General features: G+C 70.1%; 21 protein-coding genes and 1 riboswitch. Of the genes, 13 read left to right on the top strand and 8 right to left on the bottom strand.

Going from position 1 to position 18,870, the window contains the following annotated elements; translation table 11 throughout:
• Nucleotides 1–58: 58 nt before the first annotated feature.
• From thiC to VGL85_RS02085, 3 genes are all read right to left on the bottom strand, one after another.
• The gene (thiC, locus tag VGL85_RS02100; RefSeq protein ID WP_331585514.1) at nt 59–1,873 is read right to left on the bottom strand and encodes a phosphomethylpyrimidine synthase ThiC; all 1,815 of its coding nucleotides are present in this window, start codon (nt 1,871–1,873) and stop codon (nt 59–61) included.
• Between the two features lie 38 nt (nt 1,874–1,911).
• A riboswitch (TPP riboswitch) is annotated at nt 1,912–2,021 on the bottom strand.
• Nucleotides 2,022–2,186: 165 nt separating this feature from the next.
• Nucleotides 2,187–2,927, bottom strand: a complete 741-nt coding sequence (locus VGL85_RS02090; RefSeq protein WP_331585509.1) for a DUF1080 domain-containing protein — start codon at nt 2,925–2,927, stop codon at nt 2,187–2,189.
• 50 nt (nt 2,928–2,977) lie between these two features.
• On the bottom strand, nt 2,978–3,736 hold the full coding sequence (locus VGL85_RS02085; RefSeq protein ID WP_331585507.1) for a VOC family protein: 759 nt from the start codon (nt 3,734–3,736) through the stop codon (nt 2,978–2,980).
• 106 nt (nt 3,737–3,842) lie between these two features.
• Here VGL85_RS02085 and VGL85_RS02080 point away from each other — a divergent pair, with 106 nt between their 5' ends.
• The 9 genes from VGL85_RS02080 (at nt 3,843) to VGL85_RS02040 (ending at nt 11,531) form a co-directional block, all read left to right on the top strand.
• The gene (locus VGL85_RS02080; RefSeq protein ID WP_331585505.1) at nt 3,843–4,667 is read left to right on the top strand and encodes an enoyl-CoA hydratase-related protein; all 825 of its coding nucleotides are present in this window, start codon (nt 3,843–3,845) and stop codon (nt 4,665–4,667) included.
• A gap of 92 nt (nt 4,668–4,759) precedes the next feature.
• Nucleotides 4,760–5,158 (top strand): hypothetical protein, encoded by a 399-nt coding sequence (locus tag VGL85_RS02075; protein ID WP_331585503.1) that lies wholly within the window; start codon nt 4,760–4,762, stop codon nt 5,156–5,158.
• A 344-nt stretch (nt 5,159–5,502) separates the two neighbouring features.
• Nucleotides 5,503–7,437: a PAS domain S-box protein gene (locus tag VGL85_RS02070; protein ID WP_331585501.1), complete on the top strand. Its 1,935-nt coding sequence runs from the start codon at nt 5,503–5,505 to the stop codon at nt 7,435–7,437.
• Nucleotides 7,438–7,497: 60 nt separating this feature from the next.
• On the top strand, nt 7,498–7,917 hold the full coding sequence (locus tag VGL85_RS02065; RefSeq protein WP_331585498.1) for a hypothetical protein: 420 nt from the start codon (nt 7,498–7,500) through the stop codon (nt 7,915–7,917).
• 103 nt (nt 7,918–8,020) lie between these two features.
• On the top strand, nt 8,021–8,392 hold the full coding sequence (locus VGL85_RS02060) for a hypothetical protein (protein ID WP_331585496.1): 372 nt from the start codon (nt 8,021–8,023) through the stop codon (nt 8,390–8,392).
• Nucleotides 8,393–8,448: 56 nt separating this feature from the next.
• Nucleotides 8,449–8,820: a hypothetical protein gene (locus tag VGL85_RS02055; protein WP_331585494.1), complete on the top strand. Its 372-nt coding sequence runs from the start codon at nt 8,449–8,451 to the stop codon at nt 8,818–8,820.
• Between the two features lie 101 nt (nt 8,821–8,921).
• The gene (locus VGL85_RS02050; RefSeq protein ID WP_331585492.1) at nt 8,922–9,938 is read left to right on the top strand and encodes a D-cysteine desulfhydrase; all 1,017 of its coding nucleotides are present in this window, start codon (nt 8,922–8,924) and stop codon (nt 9,936–9,938) included.
• Entirely contained in the window at nt 9,939–10,640 is a 702-nt protein-coding gene (locus VGL85_RS02045; protein WP_331585490.1) for an aspartate/glutamate racemase family protein, read from the top strand.
• Between the two features lie 102 nt (nt 10,641–10,742).
• The gene (locus tag VGL85_RS02040) at nt 10,743–11,531 is read left to right on the top strand and encodes an EF-hand domain-containing protein (RefSeq protein WP_331585488.1); all 789 of its coding nucleotides are present in this window, start codon (nt 10,743–10,745) and stop codon (nt 11,529–11,531) included.
• A 13-nt stretch (nt 11,532–11,544) separates the two neighbouring features.
• Here the strand turns inward: VGL85_RS02040 and VGL85_RS02035 are convergent, their stop codons facing one another.
• Together VGL85_RS02035 and VGL85_RS02030 are read right to left on the bottom strand one after the other, a co-directional pair.
• A complete protein-coding gene (locus VGL85_RS02035; RefSeq protein ID WP_331585486.1) occupies nt 11,545–12,195 on the bottom strand; it encodes a DUF1109 domain-containing protein in 651 nt (216 codons plus the stop codon).
• Entirely contained in the window at nt 12,179–12,766 is a 588-nt protein-coding gene (locus VGL85_RS02030; protein WP_331585484.1) for a sigma-70 family RNA polymerase sigma factor, read from the bottom strand. The genes VGL85_RS02035 and VGL85_RS02030 overlap by 17 nt, the downstream gene beginning before the upstream one ends.
• Before the next feature lie 109 nt (nt 12,767–12,875).
• On the opposite strand from VGL85_RS02030, the gene VGL85_RS02025 reads away from it, so the two are divergent.
• The gene (locus tag VGL85_RS02025) at nt 12,876–13,565 is read left to right on the top strand and encodes a DUF1223 domain-containing protein (RefSeq protein WP_331585481.1); all 690 of its coding nucleotides are present in this window, start codon (nt 12,876–12,878) and stop codon (nt 13,563–13,565) included.
• 5 nt (nt 13,566–13,570) lie between these two features.
• Here the strand turns inward: VGL85_RS02025 and VGL85_RS02020 are convergent, their stop codons facing one another.
• On the bottom strand, nt 13,571–14,053 hold the full coding sequence (locus tag VGL85_RS02020) for a peroxiredoxin (RefSeq protein ID WP_331585479.1): 483 nt from the start codon (nt 14,051–14,053) through the stop codon (nt 13,571–13,573).
• A 125-nt stretch (nt 14,054–14,178) separates the two neighbouring features.
• Here VGL85_RS02020 and VGL85_RS02015 point away from each other — a divergent pair, with 125 nt between their 5' ends.
• Together VGL85_RS02015 and VGL85_RS02010 are read left to right on the top strand one after the other, a co-directional pair.
• Nucleotides 14,179–14,742 carry a YqgE/AlgH family protein gene (locus VGL85_RS02015; RefSeq protein ID WP_331585516.1) on the top strand — a complete coding sequence of 188 codons (564 nt, stop codon included), beginning with the start codon at nt 14,179–14,181 and terminating at the stop codon, nt 14,740–14,742.
• A gap of 91 nt (nt 14,743–14,833) precedes the next feature.
• A complete protein-coding gene (locus VGL85_RS02010) occupies nt 14,834–15,559 on the top strand; it encodes a Crp/Fnr family transcriptional regulator (RefSeq protein WP_331585477.1) in 726 nt (241 codons plus the stop codon).
• A 4-nt stretch (nt 15,560–15,563) separates the two neighbouring features.
• Here VGL85_RS02010 and VGL85_RS02005 read toward each other — a convergent pair whose 3' ends face one another.
• Nucleotides 15,564–17,231 carry a bifunctional diguanylate cyclase/phosphodiesterase gene (locus tag VGL85_RS02005; RefSeq protein ID WP_331585475.1) on the bottom strand — a complete coding sequence of 556 codons (1,668 nt, stop codon included), beginning with the start codon at nt 17,229–17,231 and terminating at the stop codon, nt 15,564–15,566.
• A 121-nt stretch (nt 17,232–17,352) separates the two neighbouring features.
• Entirely contained in the window at nt 17,353–17,964 is a 612-nt protein-coding gene (locus VGL85_RS02000; protein ID WP_331585473.1) for a GNAT family protein, read from the bottom strand.
• 163 nt (nt 17,965–18,127) lie between these two features.
• Here VGL85_RS02000 and VGL85_RS01995 point away from each other — a divergent pair.
• Nucleotides 18,128–18,870, top strand: a 743-nt coding sequence (locus VGL85_RS01995) for an acyltransferase family protein (protein ID WP_331585471.1), incomplete at its 3' end; no start/stop codon positions are given.

The following is an 18,870-nucleotide window of genomic DNA, read 5'->3' as shown; positions in this document are numbered from 1 at the left end:
GAGACCCCTCATCCGACCTGCTCCGCAGGCCACCTTCTCCCGCAAGGGGAGAAGGGCGTCAGACCTTCACCAGGATCTCGCCGCCGCCTTCGCGGAACTTCTCGGCCATCTGCGCCATTCCGGCGTCGACCTCGTTCTGCTGGCGGGCCGCCTCGCGGATGTCCTGGCTGATCTTCATGGAGCAGAACTTCGGGCCGCACATGGAGCAGAAGTGGGCGGTCTTGAACGCCTCCTTCGGCAGGCTCTCGTCGTGGTATTCGCGCGCCGTCTCCGGATCGAGGCCGAGGTTGAACTGATCCTCCCACCGGAACTCGAAGCGGGCGCGTGACAGGGCGTCGTCCCAGGCCCGCGCGGTGGGGTGGCCCTTGGCGAGGTCGGCGGCGTGGGCGGCGATCTTGTAGGCGATCACCCCGTCCTTGACGTCGGCCCGGTCCGGCAGGCCCAGGTGCTCCTTGGGCGTGACGTAGCAGAGCATGGCGGTGCCGAACCAGCCGATCATCGCCGCCCCGATGGCGCTGGTGATGTGGTCGTAGCCGGGCGCGATGTCGGTGGTGAGCGGGCCCAGCGTATAGAACGGCGCCTCGTGGCAGTGCTTGAGCTGCTCGTCCATGTTGGCCTTGATCTTGTGCATCGGCACGTGGCCGGGGCCTTCGATCATGGTCTGGACGTTGTGCTTCCAGGCGATCTTGGTGAGCTCGCCCAGGGTGCGCAGCTCGGCGAACTGGGCCTCGTCGTTGGCGTCGGCGATCGAGCCGGGGCGCAGGCCGTCGCCCAGCGAGAAGGAGACGTCATAGGCCGCCATGATCTCGCAGATGTCCTCGAACCGCTCGTAGAGGAAGTTCTCGCGGTGGTGCGCCAGGCACCACTTGGCCATGATCGAGCCGCCGCGTGAGACGATGCCGGTGACGCGCCTGGCGGTGAGCGGCACGAACGGCAGGCGCACGCCGGCGTGGATGGTGAAGTAGTCGACGCCCTGCTCGGCCTGTTCGATCAGGGTGTCGCGGAACACCTCCCAGGTCAGGTCCTCGGCGACGCCGCCCACCTTTTCCAGCGCCTGGTAGATCGGAACTGTGCCGATCGGCACGGGGCTGTTCCTGACGATCCAGTCGCGGATGTTGTGGATGTTTCGCCCGGTCGACAGGTCCATGACCGTGTCGCCGCCCCAGCGGATCGCCCAGACCATCTTGTCCACCTCGTCGGCGACGGTGGAGAGCACGGCCGAGTTGCCGATGTTGGCGTTGATCTTGACCAGGAAGTTGCGCCCGATCGCCATCGGCTCGAGCTCGGTGTGGTTGATGTTGGCCGGGATGATCGCGCGGCCGCGGGCCACCTCGTCGCGGACGAACTCCGGCGTGCAGAGGTCGGGGATCTCCGCGCCGAAGCCCTCGCCGTCGCGGATACCGGCCCTCTCGCGGCGCAGGTTCTCGCGGATGGCGACATATTCCATTTCAGCGGTGATCTGCCCCCGACGGGCATATTCCATCTGGGTCACCGTCTTGCCTGCGAGCGCGCGGTAGACGCGGCGCGGGGCGGAGAATTGCGGCGCAAGGTGCTCGCCCTTGGCGAAGCCGTTGTCCTCCGGCTTCACCTCCCGAGGGTTGCTCACCATCTCCACGTCGCCGCGCGAGACGACCCAGGGCTCGCGGGTTTTCGACAGGCCCTTTTCGATGTCGATCTTCGCCGTGGGCTCCGTGTAGGGCCCCGAGGAGTCGTAGAGCGTCAGCGCCGGCTCGTTGGCCGAGGGGTGCACGGCCACCTCGCGGAACGGCACGCGGATGTCCGGCCATAGCGTCCCGGCCTGATAGACCTTCTTCGAGCCCGGCCGTTCGCCGGTCGGGATGGCGGGCTCCAGGGGGCCGGCGGGCTTGTTCATGGCGTGCGCTCCGTGCGGGACGGATCACGGGCGTCGGGTCAGGAGGGCTGGTCCTTCCCTTCGCCGGCATGACCCGGATCAGGTTCGACGGGTCGCGGGCCTCACCCGCCTCTCAACCGCTGACCGCGCGGCTCCCCGAGGTCCGGCGACCCTAGGCGTCTTGATCCGGCGGGGGAAGCTCATTTGCACTCCCCCAAGAGAGCAACCAAGTCTTCATGCGCTCATGGCTGATCACGCGCCCAGCCCTGAAATCGGCTTCAGCTTCAGCATCCGCTGCGGCTTGGGCCTCGTCGCTTACTTCTGACCCGCGCATTCAGTCCGCCAGGCGGCGCACCCAGATGTTCCTGAAGCTGATCGGCGGGCTGGGGTCGCCGTGGGCCTGCAGCTTGATCGGCGTGTGGCCGTGGGCCTCGTAGAACGGCTTGCCGATGTAGCGGGTCTCGCCGGTCAGCACATAGTCGTTCTGCACCAGGACGCCGTTCTGGAAGGCGGTGATCCTGGCGGGCGATTTCAGGCTGCCGTCGGCGTTGAACCTGGGCGCGGTCCAGACGATGTCGTAGCTCTGCCACTGGCCCGGCGGGCGCATGGCGTTGGCCAGCGGTATCGACTGCTTGTAGACGCTGGCCGCCTGGCCGTTGGTGTAGGTGTCGTTCTTGTAGCTGTCCATGATCTGCAGCTCGTAGCCGCGGTCGCCCGGCCCGGTGGAGGCCAGGAAGACGCCGGAGTTGCCGCGGCCCTGGCCCTTGCCGGCGACGTTGGCCGGCTCGCGCCACTCGATGTGCAGCTGGTAGGAGCCGAAGGTCTCCCTGGTCTCGATGTTGCCGGCCGCCTTGACCACGGTCATGACCCCGCCCTCGACCTTCCAGCCGGCCGGCGCCTTGTCCTTGGTGTTGACCCAGTGGCTGAGGTCCTTGCCGTCGAACAGCACCAGGGCGTCGGAGGGCGGCGCGGAGTCGGTCGGCCCCGGCGTCACCACCGGCGGGACCGGCGAATAGACCTCGGTGTCCTCCGGCTTGGCGCCCGGCGGGTTGGTGGGTTGGGCTGAGGCGGCCATGGCCAAATTTCCCAGGGCGAGGGCTCCCAGAGCCACGAGAAGATAACGCCTCACGCCGGCACCAGGCGCACACGCGTCCCTGCGATGGTCACGTCTCCATCCTCCCTGAGTTTGCCCCTGGCCTTGGCGGCCTCGCGAACCTTGGCCGGATCGCGCACCTTGACGTCGAAGCGCGACAGGCCCTCGCCCCGCTCGTCCGAGGGGGCCACGAACCGCACCTCGCCGCCGTCGTCCAGCGGGATGCACCAGAAGCCGGCGTGCTCGCGCGCCGGCCGCCCGAGGATCTCGCTCCAGCGCCCGGCCATGGCGGGCGGGTCGTCGGCCTGCACCTCGGCGCCGACGATGCCGAGCGAGGTGTCGGTCTTCACGTGGCGCTTCCACTCCGGGCCGCCCCACTCCCAGCGGTCCCAGGGGTCCATGTAGTCCACCGAGACGATGGCCCCGCCGATGTCGCGCGGGTGGATGTGGCTGTAGGCGACCTTGCCCTCGTCGCGATTGGTCTCGGAGACCACCCGCGCGCCGGCCTCGGCGATTCGCTTCCTGGCCGCGGCGATGTCCGGGACCTGCAGGATCACCATGTAGCCGCCGTCGCCGCCGCGCTTTTCCAGCAAACGCCCGGCGGTGGTGCCGTCCTGCTTGGGAGAGACCACCTCCAGAAAGGTCTCGCCGATCGGGAAGACGCCGTTCTTCAGGCCGAAGGTCCCCACGCCCGGATCGTCATAGGCGTAGTCGACGCCCAGGATGGCGCGGATGTCGGCCTCGCAGGCGGCGAGGTCCTCGCCCACCAGGGCGATCTGTCGAAGGCGCATGGTCTCCTCCGTTTTCGGGTTTGGCCACGCTACAGGCTTCCGCCCGGGCCTCGCCAGGGTCTATCGGTTATCGGCGACAACAAATGACGGGACGAGGACGCGCGCCATGGCCGAGACAATCGACACCGGGACTGAGGACCTGCTGGCCGAGCTGGACGGCGCGGTCCTGACCCTGACCCTCAATCGCCCCCAGGCGCGCAACGCCATGAGCGACGACATGAACCAGGCGCTGGCCCGCCAGCTGGCCGCCGCCGAACTGGACCCGCGGGTGCGTTGCGTGGTGCTGACCGGCGCGGGCCAGGGCTTCTGCGCCGGCGGCGACGTCAAGGGGATGAATGAGCGCAACGCCGGCCCTGGTGGCGGTCCCTCGATAGATGAGGCCATCGCCCGCCAGCGGGTCAATCAGCGCGCCACCGCCGGCAAGCTGTTCAAGATGCCGAAGCCCACCATCGCGGCCCTGCCCGGCGCGGCGGCGGGCGCGGGCCTGTCGCTGGCGCTGGCCTGCGACCTGCGGATCATGGCCAGGACCGCCTTCCTGACCACCGCCTTCGCCAAGGTCGGCCTGGCCGGGGACTACGGCGGCACCTATTTCCTGACCCAGCTGGTGGGCTCAGCCAAGGCGCGCGAGCTCTATTTCCTCTCCGAGCGGGTGAGCGCCGAGGAGGCCCTGCGCCTGGGCCTGGCGAACTGGGTGGTCGAGCCCGACGATCTGGCGGCCAGGACCCGCGAGGTGGCCCAGCGCCTGGCGGCCGGGCCGGCGATCTGCTTCCGCTACATGAAGGAGAACCTGAACCGCGCCATGGCCGGCGAGGTCGACGACTGCCTGGACCTGGAGGCCACCCACCACGTCCACTCCTCGCGCACCGCCGACCACAAGGAGGCGGCCTCGGCCTTCGTGGAGAAGCGCGAGGCGGTGTTCACGGGACGATAGATCGCGCCGCGATATTTCTGCGCGCCGGCCCCGTGACGGCGGGCCGAAGCTGCGCGATAGTTCCCCAAAATAGAGACACGGGGAGCGTCGCCATGAAGCTTGAGCCTGTCCTGCTGACGGCCGCCGCCCTGGCCCTTGCGGCCTTGCCGGGCGCCGCCGCCGAGAAGGCCAAACCGGCCGCCGCCAAGTGCTTCACGGCGGAGCAGATCGGCGGCCACAAGGTGGGCGACCCGCGCACCCTGTTCCTGAAGGCCGCCGGCGCGACTTGGCGCGTCGACATGGAAACCAATTGCCTGGGCGGGGTGAAGCCCGGGGATCCGCTGAAGATCGGCCAGAGCGCCGGGGCCTCGAACGGCATCTGCGAACCGGCCGACCTGGAGGTGCGATCGGAGCTGGGCGGCGGAGGCCTGCCGATCCGCTGCCGGATCGACAAGATCACCCGGCTCACGCCCGCCCAGGCCTCGGCCCTGCCGAAGGACCAGCAGCCCTAGGGTGATGCCTCAACTATTTTCCAGCCGTCATGGCCGGGCTTGTCCCGGCCACCCATACGCGCCGACGGCGGAGGGCCAAGAGCGGCCTCGACACATCTGTCTCGCCGGCAAACGTCAGTGTTCATGGGTGGCCGGGACAAGCCCGGCCATGACGTATCATAATAAAATCAATCCTCCGGTTGCGTATTCACCCTCGGCCCCCGCGCGCCGCGTCCGGCCACGCTCCGCCTCCTTGGCGCCATCTGGGGATTTTAGAAGGATATCAAATCGCTGCGGAACCGAACCCGGCGAAGAAAGTTAAGCTTGCGGGGTGGCCCGTGCTAGTACGCCACCCAGGGGGCGAAATGCTGGAAAACCAGATTCAGGACCCAGCGCCGGTGGAAGACGACGCCCGCTATCGGACCCTGGTCGACGCAATCACCGACTACGCCATCTTCATGCTCGACCCCTCCGGCCGGGTTTCGAGCTGGAACACCGGCGCCCAGCGCTTCAAGGGCTACAAGGCCGAGGAGATCATCGGCCGGCACTTCTCCACCTTCTACACCGAGGAGGACCGCGCCCAGGGCCTGCCTGCCGAGGCCTTGCGCCAGGCGCGCGAGGAGGGGCGGTTCGAACGCGAGGGCTGGCGGGTGCGCAAGGACGGCAGCCGCTTCTGGGCCCACGTGCTGATGGACCCGATCCGCACGCCGGACGGACAGCTCATCGGCTTCGCCAAGGTGACCCGCGACCTCAGCGAACGCCGCGAGGCCGAAGACTCGCTGAAGCGCAGCGAGGAGCAGTTCCGCATCCTGGTGCAGGGCGTCACGGACTACGCGATCTACATGCTCGACCCCAACGGGCAGGTGTCGAGCTGGAACGCCGGCGCCCAGCGCATCAAGGGCTACACGGCCCGCGAGATCGTCGGCCAGCACTTCTCCCGCTTCTACACCGAGGAGGACCGGGAAGCCGGCGGACCCGTCGAGGCTCTGCGGATCGCGCGCGAGGAGGGCCGCTTCGAGCGCGAGGGCTGGCGGGTGCGCAAGGACGGCACCCGCTTCTGGGCCCATGTGATCATCGACCCGATCCGCAGCGAGGCCGGAAAGATCATCGGCTTCGCCAAGATCACCCGCGACATCACCGAGCGCCTGCACGCCCAGAAGACCCTCGAACAGGCGCGCCAGGCGCTGTTCCAGTCGCAGAAGCTGGACGCCATCGGCCAGCTCACCGGCGGCGTCGCCCACGACTTCAACAACCTGTTGATGGCGGTGCTGGGCAGCCTGGAGCTGCTGCGCAAGCGCCTGCCGCCGGACCCCAAGGCGCTGGTCCTGCTGGAAAACGCCGTCCAGGGCGCCCAGCGCGGCGCGGCCCTGACCCAGCGGATGCTGGCCTTCGCCCGCAAGCAGGAGCTGAAGGTCGAGGCGGTGGATGTCGCGACCCTGGTTTCCGGGATTTCCGGCCTGATCGAACGCTCGATCGGCCCGTCCGTGGAGCTGCGGATCGCCATTCCGGCCGAACTGCCGCCCGTGCTCACCGACGCCAACCAGCTTGAGACCGCCCTGCTCAACCTGGCGGTCAACGCCCGCGACGCCATGCCCGACGGCGGCGTCGTCACCGTCGAGGCCATGGAGATCGAGATCGGCGAGGACGCCGAGATCGGCCTGCCGGGCGGCGGCTATGTGCGCCTGGCGGTGATCGACCAGGGCGTCGGCATGGACGAGGCGACCCTGCAGCGGGCGATCGAGCCGTTCTTCACCACCAAGGGCGTCGGCAAGGGCACGGGCCTGGGCCTGCCCATGGTCCACGGCCTGGCCGAACAGTCCGGCGGCCGGCTGGTGGTCAATAGCCGGCTCGGCGAAGGCACCCGCATCGAGCTGTGGCTGCCCCAGGCCGGCGACGGGGAGGTTCGTTCCGCCGCGCCCGCGTCGCTGAGCGAGGACCGCGTGGTCAGCCGCGCGCTGACGGTGCTGGCGGTGGACGACGACGAGCTGGTGCTGACCAACACCGCGGCCATGCTGGAGGACCTGGGCCACCGGGTGCTGACCGCCTCCTCCGCCGCCCAGGCGCTCACCCTGCTCGCGCGCACCAAGCCCGACCTGGTGATCACCGACTACGCCATGCCGCATGAGACGGGCCTGCAGCTGGCCCAGAAGATCCGCGAAAAGCGGCCCGAGCTGCCGGTGATCCTCGCCACAGGCTTCGCCGAACTGCCGCCCGGCGCCGGCGACGACCTGCCCAGGCTCGCCAAGCCCTACAGCCAGCCGGAGCTGGCCCAGCTGCTGCTCGACGTCTGCGCGGATTGACCCTCGAAATCTTGGCGCAACAGCGTTACCATAAGGAATCCATAATAGAGGAGCCTCTGCATGGAACGCCGTGGCTTGGTCATCGCCATCGCCGCCGCCGCTGCGGCCACCGCCGCAGCCACCGCCGCGACAGCCGCTCCGCAGAGCCGCACGCCCGGCTGTTTCTTCGTCCGCGACATCGGCGATCGTACGGTCGGCGGGCCGCACACCCTGTACTTCAAGGTGAAGGACCAGTCGCACATGCATGCGGTGGCCTATTTCCATGTGGAGACCCGCGGCTATTGCAACACCGGCCCGATCTCCGACGATCAGCACCACGCCTTCCGCGTGGGAAGCACCCGGCTGGCCGCCGGCAACGCCGCGATGATCTGCAGGGCCGACGAACTGATCATCACCGGCCTGCGCGGCTGCGCGCCCGATACGATCGAGCGGATGACTCCGCAGGAGGTGGCCGCCCTGCCGCCGCTCATCCGCCCCTGAGTTTCTGGTCTCCGACGTTTCCGGTCCGATGTTTCCGGTCTGCAGGCGTCCGCGCCCGTGCTAGGTTGACCCGAGGGGCAAGCAACCGGTCTGGAGAAGGACCATGAGACGTCTTGTTCTGGCGGTCGTAGCGGCCACGGCTCTCGCGGCGGCCTCGGGCGCCGGCGCCCAGCCGGCGTCGGGGGACCAGTGCTTCCTCACCCGGCTCCTGCAGGGCCACACGGTCGGCCCCGACGGCCACACGCTCTATTTCGGCGTCAATGGCGCCGACGTCTATCAGGTCACCACCAGCGGGCCCTGCCTGGCGCATGCCACGGCCAACGACCCCATCGTCCTGAGGGACCGGGGCCTGGGGAAGATCTGCCATCCGCTGGACCTGGAGCTGACGGTGCGCGGAACCCGCTGCACCGTCGAGAAGCTCACCAAGCTGACGCCGCAGGAGATCGCCGCCCTGCCCAAACGCCTGCAGCCTTAACCTGCCGGAACCCATCGCGGCGCGGTCCGCTAGGCCCGCGTGAAGGAGGACACGAGATGAAACGTCTGATCCTGGCCGGCGTCGCCGGCCTGATCCTCACCGGCGCCGGCGCGGCCGCCCAGGCCGCGGACCGCTCGCCCGACCAGTGCCTGCGCCCCCAATACCTGCGCAACCACACGATCGGCGACGATCACACCCTCTATTTCGACTACAACGGAACCTCGGTCTTCGAGGTGACGACCAACAAGAACTGCGCCGCGGCGGTCACCTCGAGCGATCCGATCGTGCTGAAGGATTCCACCCAGGGGATGATGTGCAAGCCGATCGACTGGGACCTGAGCGTGCGCGGTTCGCACTGCATCGTCACCGGGGTCCGCAAGCTTTCGCCCGCCGAAGTGGCCGCCCTGCCCAAAGGCAAGCGTCCCTGAGCGGATTTTGCGTTTCCTGACGGCGTAAACGAGCGCGAAACGGGCTGAATCGGCCGCCGGAGGGCTATCCGGCGGCGAAGGTTCGATGTAGGCGAAGCGCCATGCATCTTTCCCGCTTCAACCCCGTCCGCTTCGCCCATCTTCCCACGCCGCTCGAGTCCCTGCCCCGGCTCACCCAGGCGCTCTCCGACGGCGGCGGCGGCGGGCCGGAGCTGTGGATCAAGCGCGACGACTGCACCGGCCTGGCCGGCGGCGGCAACAAGACCCGCAAGCTGGAATACCTGCTGGGCGACGCGCTGGCCAACGACGCCACGACGCTGATCACCCAGGGCGCGGTGCAGTCGAACCACGCGCGCCAGACGGTGGCGGCCGCGGCCCGTTTCGGCATGGACTGCGAGATCATCCTGGAGGAGCGCACCGGCTCCAACGCCGTCGACTACACCCAGTCGGGCAACGTCCTGCTGGACGAGCTGATGGGCGCCAAGATCCGCCGGGTGCCGGGCGGGACCGACATGAACGCCGAGCTCGCCAAGAGCGCGGCCGAGGTCGCCGAGCGCGGCGGGCGGCCCTATGTGATTCCGGGCGGCGGCTCGAACGTCATCGGGGCGCTGGGCTATGTGGAGTGCGCCCTGGAGCTGGTGGCCCAGGCCAATGAGATCGGCCTGGAGATCGACCGCATCGTCACCGCCACCGGCAGCGCCGGCACCCATGCGGGCCTGGTGGCCGGCATCGCGGTGATGGGCGCCGACATCCCGATCCTGGGCATCGGCGTGCGCGCGCCGAAGGACGTCCAGGAAGCCAATGTCTTCAAGCTGGCGGTCGAGACGGCCGACCTGCTGGGCCACAAGGAACGCGTCACCCGCGACATGGTGGTCGCCGACTGCGACTATGTGGGCGCGGGCTATGGCATCGTCGACGAAGAGGTGATCGAGGCGCTGAAGCTTATGGCGCGGACCGACGCGATCCTGCTGGACCCGGTCTACACCGGCAAGGCGATGAAGGGGTTGATCGCGCTGTCGCGCAAGGGCGCCTTCGACGGCGAGACCGTGGTCTTCCTGCACACCGGCGGCTCGCCCGGCCTGTTCGGCTACCAGTCAGTGATGGACGGGCATCTCTAGGTGAGCGATTCCCTGGTCCTGGGGGTGCTGGGCGGCATGGGCCCGGCGGCGACCGTGGACTTCCTGGCCAAGCTGCAGGTCTTCACCCCGGCCAAGTCCGACCAGGACCACATCCGGGTGATCGTCGACATCAATCCCAAGGTGCCCGACCGCAACGCGCCGGGCTCGCAGGCCGGCGCGGTGCTGGCCGAAATGGCGGGCGCGCTGCAGGGCGCCGGCGCCCAGGTGCTGGCGATCCCCTGCAACACCGCCCACGCCTATGCCGACCTGGTGCAGCGGGCGAGCGGGCTGCCGCTGGTCGACCTGATCGAGACCGGCGCCTCGGCCGCCCACGACCTGGGCGCGCGCCGCGTGGGCGTGCTGGGCACCAAGGGGGCGCTGCGGCTCTATCGCGAATACCTGGCCGCCCAGGCCATGGGCCTGGTGCAGCTGCCGCCCGAGCGGCAGGAGGCCTTCATGGCCACCATCTACAAGATCAAGGCCGGCGACCTGGCCACGACCAAGGCCGAGATGGCGGCCTATGCGGCCGAGCTGGTCGCGCTCGGGGCCGAGGCGGTGGTGGCCGGCTGCACCGAGGCGCCGCTGGTGATCTCCGCCGCCGACGTGCGCGCGCCCTTCGTCGACCCGACCGAGCTGCTGGCCAAGCGCTGCGTGGCGGTCTGCCTGGGCCTGGAGCCGCTGCCGGCGCTGGCGGGCGCCTGAAACGCAGCGCGGACCTCTTGTCGCGGTTGCAACAGAAGCGGCGCCCTTGCGCCGAGTTTCAGTTCTAGCTTTGTGGGCGCCTGGAACCTTCGGGGGAGAATCATGCGTCGCACCCTGACCATCGCCTTGGCCGCCGGCAGTCTGTTCGCCGCGGCCGCGGTCGACCGGACCCTGGCCCAGCCGCGCCCCGGCTCGCCGGAAGCCGCCGGCTTCACCCAGCTGTTCATCAGCCCGGCGGGCGAGCCCTATCGGGCCAAGCCCGGCGAGCCCTACCCGGTGGTCGTCTGGTTCAAGCAGGCCGACGCCAACCATGACGGGGTGATCACCAAGGAAGAGTTCCGCGCCGACCACGCGGGCTTCTTCTACGCCCTGGACAACGACGACGCGGGCTTCCTCGACGGGACGAAAATCGCCTTCTACGAAAACCGGGTGCTGCCCGACGTCTACAAGCCCGACCGGATCGGCCTGAACGTCGCGCCGCCGGACGGCAGGGCGCATCTCGAGCGCGCGGTTTCGGCCGGCGGGCGCGACGGCGCCCTGCTGATCCCCGTCCAGGTCCTCGAGGGGCCGACGCCGGAGGGCAGCCACCCGCAGGAGGACCGGCGCTACGGCGTCGGCGGGGCCCAGGGGCCGGCCCCGGACCTCAACGCCCAACGGCGGCCCAGGCGCGAGCTGGTGGGCGCGGCGCGCTATGGGCTGCTGGGCGAGGCCGAGCCGATCGTCGACGCCGACACCAACCTGGATGGGCGGGTCACCAAGGCGGAGTTCCTGGCCGCGGCCGACCGCCGCTTCAAGGAGCTGGACAAGCGCCACGACGGCAAGCTGACGCTGGACGAGCTTCCCCAGACCCCCGTGCAGATCGAACTCGCCCGGAACAGCCGCAGCCGATAGCGGCGCAGGCGCCCTAGCGCCAGCGGAGCAGGCGCGTCCCGCCGAGCGTGCCCAGGAGGGCGACGATCGCCATGCCGGCCGTGTACCAGACGGCCAGGAACGGCGCGGAGGTCTCGTCGCAGGCGAAGCCGTAGATCATCGCCCCGAGCGCGCCGGCGCAGCCGCCGGCCGCCAGGCCCGCCAGGGCCAGGCGCGTGGGCGCGAGGCCCCGCACCGCCCAGATCGCGCCGGCCAGCAGCGGCAGGCCGATGGCCGTGATCCGCCAGGGGCAGACCATGGAGGTGTGGCCCATCAGCATCTCAGGCTGCATCGCGCGCGGCGCCTGGGACAGGCGCAGCAGGGCCATGGCGACCACCACGGCGAACGGGATGGTGGCCAGCAGGGCGAGCGTTCCCAGCCGGGTCGCCGGCCGGGCCAGGCGGGCCAGGACGAAGGCCAGGATCAGGCCGGTGGCGGCGGCGTAGGCGAACTTCATCCAGAACATCGGCGTGGCGATCGCCTGGGCGAGGTCGGGCCGCGGGCCCAGCCAGGCCAGCATCACCGCCGCCGAGACCGCACCGCCCAGGCCCAGGCCCAGCGCCAGCCGGCGCGCCGCCGCGCCCGGCTTCACCGCCGGCAGGTCGGCCGACAGGCTGTCGATCAGCGCTTCAGTCGCCTTCGACATCGGAGCCTCCCTCGGCCAGGGCGCCCGGCTCCGGCGCATATTTCCCGCCCAGGCTCTTCAGCCCGCGGTGGATGGCCACCTTCACCGCCGTCTCGGTCATGCCGTGGCGCGCCGCCGCCTCGCGCGTCGACAGGCCCTCGATCTTGGTCTCGCGGATCAGCTCGGCGGTGCGCTGCGGCAGCTCGCCCAGCACCCGGTCCAGGTCGCGCGCGGCCATGGCCGCCTCGGCGCTGCCGGCCGCGCCGGGCGGCGTGAACAGGGCGTCGGCCTCCTCCGACGGCGCGCGCAGGTGGAAACGGCCCCGGCGCAGGGCGTCGATCAGCTTGTAGCGTGCGATGGCGTAGGCCCAGGCGGTGAAGGGCTGACGCGCGTCATAGGTGGCCCGGCGGGTATGCACCGCGATCAGCGTCTCCTGGACCAGGTCCTCGGCGTCGACGCCCGGCGGGCAACGGCGGCCATAGTAGGCGCGCAGCAGGCCGCTGAGCTCGTCCAGCAGCCGCCGATAGGGGGCGGCCTCCCCGGCGAGGCCGGCGAGCATCAAGCCACGCAGTCTGGGTTCGATCTCGTCCAACGCCGCCTTTGAGGAAGTTCGCAAGACTCGCAGGAAGGTTACGATAAGACCCCTGGTAACCGAACACAGCGCCGCTGCGAACTCCGATCAAGCCTAGCCGGAGACCCAGATGCGGATCGTCTTCCTTCCCGCCCTCGTCGCGGCCGTCCTGGCCGGCCCGGCGATCGCCCAGCCCGCCGCGCCGGTGCAGGTGGTCGAGCTGTATACCAGCCAGGGCTGCTCCTCCTGCCCGCCGGCCGACCTGGCGGTGGCGGCGATCTCGGCGCGGCCGGAGATCCTGGCGCTGAGCTTCGGGGTCACCTACTGGGACAACCTGGGCTGGAAGGACACCTTCGCCCAGCAGGCCTTCACCGACCGCCAATGGGCCTACGCCAAGGGCCTGCGCCACGACAACGTCGGCACCCCGCAGGTGGTGGTGAATGGCCGCGCCGACACCGTGGGCCAGAGCGTGGCGCAGATCGACCAGGCCCTGCGCGCCGCGCCCCTGCCGCCCGGCGGCCCGGCGGTGAGCCTGACCGCGGCCGCGGTGTCCCTGTCCGCCGGCGCCGCGCCGAAGCGCCCGGCGGCCGTCTGGCTGGTGCGCTACGACCCGAGCGTCGAACAGGTGCCGGTCAAGCGCGGCGAGAACAACGGCAAGACCCTGCCGATCAAGAACGCGGTCCGCCAGCTCGTGCGGCTGGGCGAATGGTCCGGCGACGCGCGGACCTTCGCCGTTCCCAAGGGGCCGGCGGGCCTGAAGTCCGCGGTCCTGGTGCAGGCCGGGCCCGGCGGCCCGATCCTGGCCGCCGCCAAGGGCTAGGTTCCCTAGAGCTGGGCCAGCATGTAGTCGGCGGCGGAGACCTTGAACTCGCCCGGCGCCTCGATGTTCAGTTCCTTCACCACCCCGTCGTCGACGATCATGGAATAGCGCTGCGAGCGCTTGCCCATGCCGAAGCGCGAGGCGTCGAAGGCCAAGCCCACCGCATCGGTGAAGGCCGCGCCGCCGTCGCCGATCATCACGATGTCGTCGCCCACCGCCTGGTCCTCGGCCCAGGCGCGCATGACGAAGGCGTCGTTGACCGACAGGCAGGCGATCGCGTCCACGCCCTTGGCCTTGATGTCGGAGGCGAGCTGCTTGAAGCCCGGCAGGTGCTTGGCCGAGCAGGTCGGCGTGAACGCGCCCGGCAGCGCGAACAGCGCCACCTTCTTGCCGGCGAAGAACTCGTCGGTGGCGACAGGCTTGGGTCCCTCGGCGGTGGCCAGGGTGACGGTGACGCTGGGCAGCTTGTCGCCGACTTTGATGGTCATGGATCCTCGTCCTCTTCCAAGGGCTCTCCCCCGCAAGCGGACATAGCGTCATCTCCGCGCATCGCAAGCCCGCCTTTGAGCCGGCCCCTTGAAAGCGTCATGATCGGGGCCGATTGTCCGGCGACATGGACGACGGCTTCTTCTCGGGCCAGTTCCTGATCGCCATGCCGGGCATCTCCGACCCGCGCTTCGAACGGGCCCTGATCCTGATCTGCGCGCATGACGCCGAGCACGCCATGGGCCTGGCGGTGAACAACCCCGTCGACGGCCTCACCGTGCCGGACCTGCTGGATCGCCTGGAGGTGGCCTCGACCATCGAACTGCCGCCCGATCTGGTGCTGCTGGGCGGCCCGGTGGAGCGCGACCGCGGCTTCGTCCTGCATTCGATGGACTATGACGGGGAGCCTACCCTGGCGGTGACGCCGGGCGTGGCGCTGACCGCGACGCGCGAGGTGCTGGAGGCCATGGCCAGCCACAATGGGGCGCCGTCCAAGAGCCTGCTGGCCCTGGGCTACGCCGGTTGGGGCGCGGGCCAGCTGGAGGACGAGATCAAGGCCAACGTCTGGCTCACCTGCGACGCCGACGACGAGCTGATCTTCGGCCGGGACCACGACAGCAAGTGGCGGCGCGCGCTGGGCAAGCTGGGGGTCGATCCCGATCGGCTGGGCGCGGCGGCCGGGCGCGCCTGACAAACGATCCTGATGGGCGATCCTGGCGGGAGGGGCGGCGCCGGATCGCGCCCTCGAGCGTTGCAGGCGGATGCCTCGCGAGGGACCCCGCATGCTCGAACCCTTCCTGCGCCGCCTCAACCGCTATGGCCCGCCCAGCGCCGAGGAGCGCGCGGCGCTGATCGAGATCCTGACCCCGCCGGCCGCCATTCCCGCGGGCCACGAGATCATCCGCCAGTTCAGCCAGCCCCGGAACAGCACCCTGCTGATCTCCGGCACGGTCGGGCGGCTCGTGACCCTGAAACGCGGCGCCCAGCAGATCACCGCCCTGCAGGTCCCCGGTGACTTCGTCGACCTGCACGCCTTCCTGCTGGGCAATCTCGACCACAGCATTGTCGCCCTGAGCGAATGCCTGATCGCCACCGTCGCGCACGACGACCTGCGCCAGATCACCAACCGCTATCCGCGGCTTGGCCGCTCGCTCTGGTTCCTCACCCTGGTGGACGCGGCGATCCACCGCCAGTGGCTGGCGGTGCTGGGACGGCGCGAGGCGGTGGCGCGCGTGGCCCATGTGCTCTGCGAGCTCTACGTCCGCATCAAGGATGTGGGGCTGGCCGACGACAACCGCTTCGAGCTGGGCCTGACCCAGGTGCAGATGGCCGACGTGCTGGGCCTGTCGGCGGTGCACATCAACCGGGTCGCCCAGGCGCTGCGTCGCCGAGGCCTGGTCAGCTGGGACCGCCATGGCCATGTGCAGATCCGCGACTGGGCGGCGCTGGAGGAGCTGGCCGAGTTCGACCCGGCCTATCTGCAGCTGGAAGGCCGGCGCGAGCCGTAACCGGTCAGCCGCGGCTGCCTTTGGCTTTAACCGGCGCGGCGCCGTCCACGTAGCTTTCGTTGAGATAGACCTCGGCCTCCTGGGCCGACAGCGCCGGCGCATAGCCGAAACCCTGGCCGTAGTCGCAGCCCAGCGACAGCAGCTGGCGCGCCATGCCGGCGTTCTCGACGCCCTCGGCCACCACCTCCAGCGCCAAGTCCTGGCCCAGTTTCACCACCGAGGAGACGATCTTCAGCGACCCCTCGTTGGTGGCCATGGTGCGCACGAAGTAGCGGTCGATCTTCAGCGTGTCGAACGGCAGGCGGGTCAGGTAGCTGAGCGAGGAGAAGCCGGTGCCGAAGTCGTCCAGGGCGAGCGCTGCGCCGGCGGTCTTGAGTTCGCCCAGGATGACGGCGGCGCGGTCGGGGTCGCGCATCACGTCGCCTTCGGTGACTTCCAGCTTCAGCGCCTTGGGCGGCAGGCCGGTCTCGGCCAGGATGGCGGCCACGTCGGTCACCAGGTCCGGCCGGTCGATCTCGCCGGTGGAGAGATTGACGGCGACGGTCAGTTCGCCGGCGGCCCGGTGCTTGGCCCGCCAGGCGGCGAGCTGCTTGGCGCCTTCGCGCATCATCATCGCGCCCAGCTCCTCCATCAGCCCCATTTCCTCGCAGAGCGGCAGGAAGGTGTCGGGCATGAGCAGGCCGCGGCGCGGGTGGCGCCAGCGGACCAGCGCCTCGAAGCCGCTGAGCGCGCCGGTCGAGAGCCGCACGATCGGCTGGTAGAAGGGCACCAGTTCGCCACGGCCCAGCGCGCCCTTCAGGTCGCCCTCCAGGGCCAGGCGCGACAGGCCATCGCTTTCCAGGCCGCGGCCATAGGCGGCGGCGCCGCCGCGGCCGTGGCTCTTGGCGGCTTCCACCGCCAGCTCGGCGCGGCGCAGCAGCTCGGCGGCTTCGGGCGCGTCGGCGCCGCCGCGCGCCTCCACCGCCCCGATCGACAGGGTGGGATGGATGTCGAAGCCGGCCACGCGCAGCGGCTGCTCCAGCGCCCGGCGCAGGGCGTCGGCCCCGGGGGAGACGCTGGAGAGCGAGAGCGCGGCGAATTCGTCCTCGCCGATCCGCGCCAGGACGGCGTCCTCCGGGAAGGCCGCGGCCAGGCGCGAGCCCAGGGCCGCCAGCACCAGGTCGGCGCGTTCGTGGCCCAGGGCCTCGTTCAGGCGGCGCAGGCGGTCGAGGTCGGCGACGATGACTTCGTAGTGGCCCGGCGTCTGGAGCTGTTCGCGGGCGCGGTTGATGAAGCTGCGGCGGTCCAGCAGGCCGGTCAGCGGATCCTGGTCGGAGGCGGCGAAGCGGGTTTCGGGGGCCACCACGCCGGCGGCGCGCACGCCCTCTTCCAGCCAGACGCCGCGCCAGATGGAGACGCCCGAGCCGCGCATGCGCAGGCGCACGGCCACCTCGGTTCCCGCCTCCTGGACGCGCAGGATGTCTTCGGCGAAGGCGCGGTCCTGCGGCAGGGCGAGCGCACGCAGCGCCGCCGACGAGCAATCCGGGGCCAGCGGCCCCAGGCCCAGCGCCCGCGTCGCGCCGGTCAGGCGCATGCGGTCCTTCTCGGGCTCCCAGACCCACAGGCAGACGTCGGCGGCGCCCAACGCTTCCAGCGTGGCCGTGGCGTCCCACATCCAACGGTCGTTCGGCATCACCAAGGGAAAACCGTCCCGCCACCTCTTGAGCGCGCAAGCCCCGGCCCGCGCCTCGCGCACTCTAGAGCCCTATGGTTTCCGAAAGGCTCTCAAGCGCCGCTTTTCCGGCGCCCGGCCGCTAGACCGAAACGCCCTGATCCGGGCCGTCCTGCCTCTTGAAGGGCGAGATCAATCCGAACAGGACATGATCACGCCACGCGCCGTTAATTTTGAGATAAGCGCGCGCGAAGCCTTCCTCCTCGAATCCCGCCTTGGCGAGCAGGCGGCGCGAGGGATCGTTGTCGGGAATGCAGGCGGCCTCCAGGCGATGCAGGCCCAGCGTGCGGAAGGCGAAATCGCTCAGCGCACGGACGGCCGCCAGGGTGTGCCCCTGCCGCGCGAAGGGCCGGCCGCACCAGTAGCCGACCGACCCCATCTGGGCGACGCCGCGGCGGACGTTGGACAGGGTGATGCCGCCGCTCAGCGCGCCATCGCTGTTGCGCAGGACGAAGAACGGATAGGCGGCCCCGGCGTCGCGGTCGCGGGCGTAGGCGATCAGCCGGCGGCGGTAGGCCGCGCGGCCGAGGTCGTCGGCCGGCCAGGTGGGCTCCCAGGGCTGCAGGAAGGCGCGGCTGACGGCACGCAACTCACGCCACTCGGCGTAGTCGGCCGCCCTCGGCGGGCGCAGGCTGATCCCTTCGCCCTCGACGCGAAGTCCGCTCTCCGGCGCGATCCAGTCCAGCAGGGCCATGGACGCGGAGGGTCGCTCCGTTTGACGCGAGGGGCAAGCGCCCCTCCCTCGTCGTCTCCGCGTCAAGGGAGGAGCTTTGGGCGTAGACTAGTTTACATTATAGACTAGTTGACGTATGACGCTGCCGACGCGGCGCTGACGCCGCAGGCATGGAGATCGGGTCATGAGCGCCCAGACATTTTCGATGACGGGATCGGGCGGCGGCGCGATGGGCGAACGCCTGCACGGGCTGGACGCGGTGCGCGGCTACGCCCTGCTGCTGGGCATCGTCTACCACGCCACCATGTCCTACCTGCCGGGGCCGCAGATCTGGCCGGTGATCGATACGCACCGCAGCCTGTTCCTGTCCGGCGTCTTCTACGTCAGCCACATCTTCCGGATGTCGACCTTCTTCCTGATCGCCGGCTTCTTCAGCCACATGGTGGTGGAAAAGCGCGGGGTGAAGGCCTGGGTGAAGGACCGCGCCAAGCGGATCGCCATTCCCCTGGTGGTGGGCTGGCCGTTCCTGTTCGGCCTGATCGCGGCCGCCAGCATCTACGGCGCCTATGTCAGCCAGGGCCATCTGCCGACGATGGCGGAACACGCGGCGGCCGCGGCCAAGGCGCCGAAGGCCCCGCCGCTGGCCTTCCCGCTGACCCACCTGTGGTTCCTCTACATCCTGCTGTGGCTTTACGCGGCGACGCTGGGCCTGCGCGCGCTGGTGCTGAAGCTGGATCGCGACGGCCGCTTCCGCGCGGGCGTCGACGCCGCCATCGCCTGGATCGTCGAGAGCCCCTTCTCGGCCTTCATCATGGCCATCCCCGCGGCCCTGGTCTTCCTGTTCGGCGGGCCGTGGCGCGAGTGGTTCGGGGTGATGACGCCGGACAGCTCGCTGATCCCCAACGCCGAGGCGGCGGTCGCCTTCTT

The sequence above is a fragment of the Phenylobacterium sp. genome, from assembly GCF_036501465.1.
In the GTDB taxonomy this organism is placed as follows: domain Bacteria; phylum Pseudomonadota; class Alphaproteobacteria; order Caulobacterales; family Caulobacteraceae; genus Phenylobacterium.
The sequence above is the reverse complement of the archived record's forward strand: the minus strand, read 5'-3'. Positions and strand labels throughout refer to the sequence as shown.